Origin of the sequence: Dietzia cercidiphylli, from assembly GCF_014145145.1 — a bacterium.
Classification (GTDB): Bacteria; Actinomycetota; Actinomycetes; order Mycobacteriales; family Mycobacteriaceae; genus Dietzia; species Dietzia natronolimnaea.
In genome coordinates, this window is the sequence record NZ_JAALEA010000357.1 from 1 (window position 1) to 3,526 (window position 3,526).

Sequence of the window (3,526 nt, forward strand, 5' to 3'; positions counted from 1 at the left end):
GCCGGCGACCTCGGCGAGCCGCCGCAGGAGGGTCCGGGGCGGCTCCTCGTGGCGGCCCGGATCGGCTCCGCCCGCCTCATCGACAACGTCGGCGTGGCCATCGGCACGGGGTTCCTCGCCGCCGCCGAGGCGACCGTCGCCTCCCAGCAGGCCGAGCTGGCCGCAGACCTCCAGGAAGGCATCTAGATGCAGCGCACCATGCTCCACTCCAAGATCCACCGGGCGACGGTGACCCAGGCGGACCTGCACTACGTGGGTTCCTGCACCATCGACGCGGACCTCATGGACGCCGCGGACCTGCTCGAGGGGCAGCAGATCGACATCGTCGACATCGACAACGGCTCCCGTCTGACCACCTACGCCATCACCGGCGAGCGGGGCTCGGGGGTCATCAGCATCAACGGTGCGGCCGCGCACCTCGTCCATCCCGGGGATCTGGTGATCATCATCGCGTACGCGGTGATGGAGGACGCCGAGGCGCGGGCCTACGAGCCGCGCGTGGTCTTCGTGGATGCCCACAACCGCACGCTCACCGAGGGCACCGATCCGGCGGACGTCCCCGAGGGGTCGGGCCTGAAGAACCCGCGCGTCCCCGAGCCCGCCACCGTCTAGGTGTCGGGGTAGGGCCGTGTTACTCACCGTCGACGTCGGCAACACCCACATCCGGCTCGGCGTCTTCCCCCCCGATGGCGGTCCACTCGAGCGCACCTGGAGCATGCGGACGTCGCCGGCGGTGACCTCCGACGAGTTGGCGCTGACCATCCGGGGGTTGCTCGGCGAGTGCGCCGAGCGGCTCACCGGAATCTCGGCGATGTCGGTCGTGCCGTCGGTGACGGGCGAACTGCGACGGATGGCCGCAGATTACTGGCCCGGGTTGCGCGCGGTCGTGGTGGCGCCCGGAGTGAAGACCGGGGTACCACTGCTCGTGGACTCTCCGCGGGAGGTGGGGTCCGACCGGGTCGTCAACGCCCTGGCAGCCCACACCCTGTTCGAGGGCGCGGTGATCGTCGTCGACGTGGACACCGCGACCACGGTCGACGCCGTCTCCGCCCGCGGCGAGTTGCTCGGTGGGGCGATCGCGCCCGGGATCGACATCTCCGTGGACGCTCTCGCCGAGCGCGCGGCCGCGTTGCGCAAGATCGAGGTCGTGCGGCCCCGGGGCGCGCTGGGCAAGAACACGGTCGCCGCGCTGCAGGCCGGGATCGTGATCGGGTTCGCCGGGCAGATCGACGCGCTGGTCGACCGCCTGCGGACGGACGTCGCCGAGTTGGCCGACGCGGCGGTGGTGCTGACCGGACTGCGTGCGGACGTCGTGGCGGAGGAGTCGCGGACGATCACCGACGTGGAGCCGGAGCTCGCGCTCGAGGGACTGCGACTGGTGTTCGAGAGGAACACCTGAATCCCGCCCCGCGCCGGTGGCATGCTGTCCGCCATGGACGGGATCGGACGGAGAGAGATCGACGACGACGAGGTGATCCGCAGGGACACCTCCGAGTTCGACCGCGGGGTGTCCTTCTTCGACGCCATCTACGGCTTCGCCGTCACGCTGCTCATCGTGAACGTCGACCTGCCGGGGCCGGAGGCGTGGCAGGACCTCGGCTCCCTGGCGGCATCCGGGCTCGGGCAGCAGCTGACCGGGGTCGCACTGAGTTTCGTGGTGATCTGCGCGCTGTGGCGGGTCAACGTCAGGATGATCAAGGGCCTCACCGGACTCGACGGCCCGATGGTGGTCGGCAACCTCCTGGCGACGGGCCTGGTGATCCTCGTGCCCTTCACCACCGACGCGATCAGCAACCCGGCCACGGCCGATCTCGACATGCCGACCGCGCTCTACGCCCTCAACATCGCCGGGGTGTCCCTCGCGCAGGCCGCCGTGTACCAGCGTGGTCGCGCGGTCGGACTGGAACGCCGTTCCACGTCGGCGAGGGAGAACCGCAGAATGCTCCTGGCGGCGACCGCCACCCCGGTGGTGTTCCTGGCATCGGTCCCCGTGGCGGTGACGGTCGGCGCGGGGACCGCCCAGCTGATGTGGGTGTCCTTGGTCGTGCTGCTGCCGTTGACGGGCGGCCTCGCGAACCGGGCCAGGGGGACCTGACGGCGCAGCGGGGTCAGGCCGCGCGTGCGGGTCAGGCCGCGGAGCGGTAGCTCGTCATGGAGACCGACCCCCAGGCGTACCCCTTGCTGAAGGCGTCCAGCTTCTCGCCGGATCCGGCCGCCATCCCCGCCGTGTAGAGCAGGGGCAGGAAGTGGTCGGCGCTGGGGACGGCCAGTCGGGCGTCGGGGTGTTCGACCAGAGAGAGGGCGTCCTCCGGCCGCTCGGTGAGCAGTTCCTGGGCGTGGTCGTCGAATCGGTGCGCCCAGTCCGTCCCCGAGTCCCCGCGGGTGGGGTCCGCGGCCGCCAGGTTGTGCACCACGTTGCCGCTGGCCAGGATCAGCACACCGGAGTCCCGCAGCGCCGAGAGCCTGGTGCCCAGGTCGAAGTGGTAGCCCGCGGGCTTGGAGGCGTCCACCGACAACTGGGCCACCGGGACGTCGGCATCGGGGAACACGTGGGTGAGGACGGACCACGTGCCGTGGTCGAGCCCCCACGAGTCCCGGTCCTCGCCGACCCAGGTGGGTTTGACCACCTCGGCCACCTCCGAGGCGAGCTCGGGTGCACCGGCGGCCGGGTAGTCGAACTCGTTGAGCTCCCGTGGGAAGCCGTAGAAGTCGTGGATCGTCCTCGGGTTGGCCATCGCGGTCACCGCGGTGGCCCCGATGTACCAGTGGGCCGAGACGGCCAGCACGGCGCGGGGACGTTCGGGGAGGGAGGTGCCGAGCGCGGCCCATTCGCGGGTCCACTGGTTGACCTCGAGCGCGTTGAGGGGGACGCCGTGGCCGATGAAGACGGCGGGCTGACGCGTGCGTGCGGTGGTCATGATGCTCCTTCGGTCTGACTATATGATGCATCAACTAATGTTCGGGCGCCAGCGGGTGTGCTGTCGGGTGTGGTCAGCGGGCCGAAGGAATCCGCTCTTGTCGTAGATAGACCGGTCTGTCTATTATTGGGGCCATGCACGCACGACGAATGCCCTCGGCCGGTCCGGCGGGCTCCGCACGTGCGCAGCACTGGTGTCCCCGACCGGCAGCAGCACCCTCGAACGGACCGACCGGGACCCGCCTGACCAGGAGCACCAGATGACCTCTCTCGCCGTCACCCTCACCGACCCCGCCGCCCTCACGCTGGACGTGGCGGACTACCGCACCACCGTCGAGGCGGGGGCGCTCGTCGTGGACATCCGCTCACGGGTCCAGCGCGAGCGGCAGGGTGTGCTGGCCGGGGCGGTCGCGGTCGAGGCCCGCCCCGTCGTCGAGCTGCTCGATCCCCGTTCGGCGGCACCCCTCGCCGCCGTGGACGAGGGGCGCGAGGTGCTCCTCGTCAGTGACGACGGCCTCGACGCCGAGCTGTTCGCCCTGGAACTGCACTCCCGTGGTGTGCGAGGGGTCCGGGCGGTGGACGGGGGGCACGACGCACTGCGGGCGGCGG

The 3,526-nt window shown here is 71.0% G+C and carries 5 protein-coding genes and 1 pseudogene; 5 read left to right on the forward strand and 1 reads right to left on the reverse strand.

The window, feature by feature from the left end; translation table 11 throughout:
- The 4 genes and pseudogenes from G6028_RS12820 to G6028_RS12835 all read left to right on the forward strand — a co-directional run.
- Positions 1-186, forward strand: a pseudogene (locus tag G6028_RS12820) (pantoate--beta-alanine ligase); the annotation flags it as partial.
- Positions 187-612, forward strand: coding sequence for an aspartate 1-decarboxylase (panD, locus tag G6028_RS12825; RefSeq protein ID WP_179524479.1), 426 nt, complete (start codon positions 187-189; stop codon positions 610-612).
- A 16-nt stretch (positions 613-628) separates the two neighbouring features.
- Positions 629-1,399, forward strand: coding sequence for a type III pantothenate kinase (locus tag G6028_RS12830; RefSeq protein ID WP_182645543.1), 771 nt, complete (start codon positions 629-631; stop codon positions 1,397-1,399).
- 33 nt (positions 1,400-1,432) lie between these two features.
- Positions 1,433-2,095, forward strand: coding sequence for a TMEM175 family protein (locus tag G6028_RS12835; protein ID WP_182659106.1), 663 nt, complete (start codon positions 1,433-1,435; stop codon positions 2,093-2,095).
- Between the two features lie 31 nt (positions 2,096-2,126).
- Here G6028_RS12835 and ygiD read toward each other — a convergent pair whose 3' ends face one another.
- A complete protein-coding gene (gene ygiD, locus G6028_RS12840) occupies positions 2,127-2,918 on the reverse strand; it encodes a 4,5-DOPA-extradiol-dioxygenase (protein ID WP_182659107.1) in 792 nt (263 codons plus the stop codon).
- 259 nt (positions 2,919-3,177) lie between these two features.
- Here ygiD and G6028_RS12845 point away from each other — a divergent pair.
- A partial coding sequence (locus G6028_RS12845) for a rhodanese-like domain-containing protein (RefSeq protein WP_194307022.1) occupies positions 3,178-3,526 on the forward strand: 349 nt, incomplete at its 3' end.

Coding starts and splice junctions, on each gene's coding strand:
- G6028_RS12835 (WP_182659106.1), top strand. CDS start 1,433: ATGGACGGGATCGGACGGAGAGAGATCGACGACGACGAGGTGATCCGC.
- ygiD (WP_182659107.1), bottom strand. CDS start 2,918: ATGACCACCGCACGCACGCGTCAGCCCGCCGTCTTCATCGGCCACGGC.
- panD (WP_179524479.1), top strand. CDS start 187: ATGCAGCGCACCATGCTCCACTCCAAGATCCACCGGGCGACGGTGACC.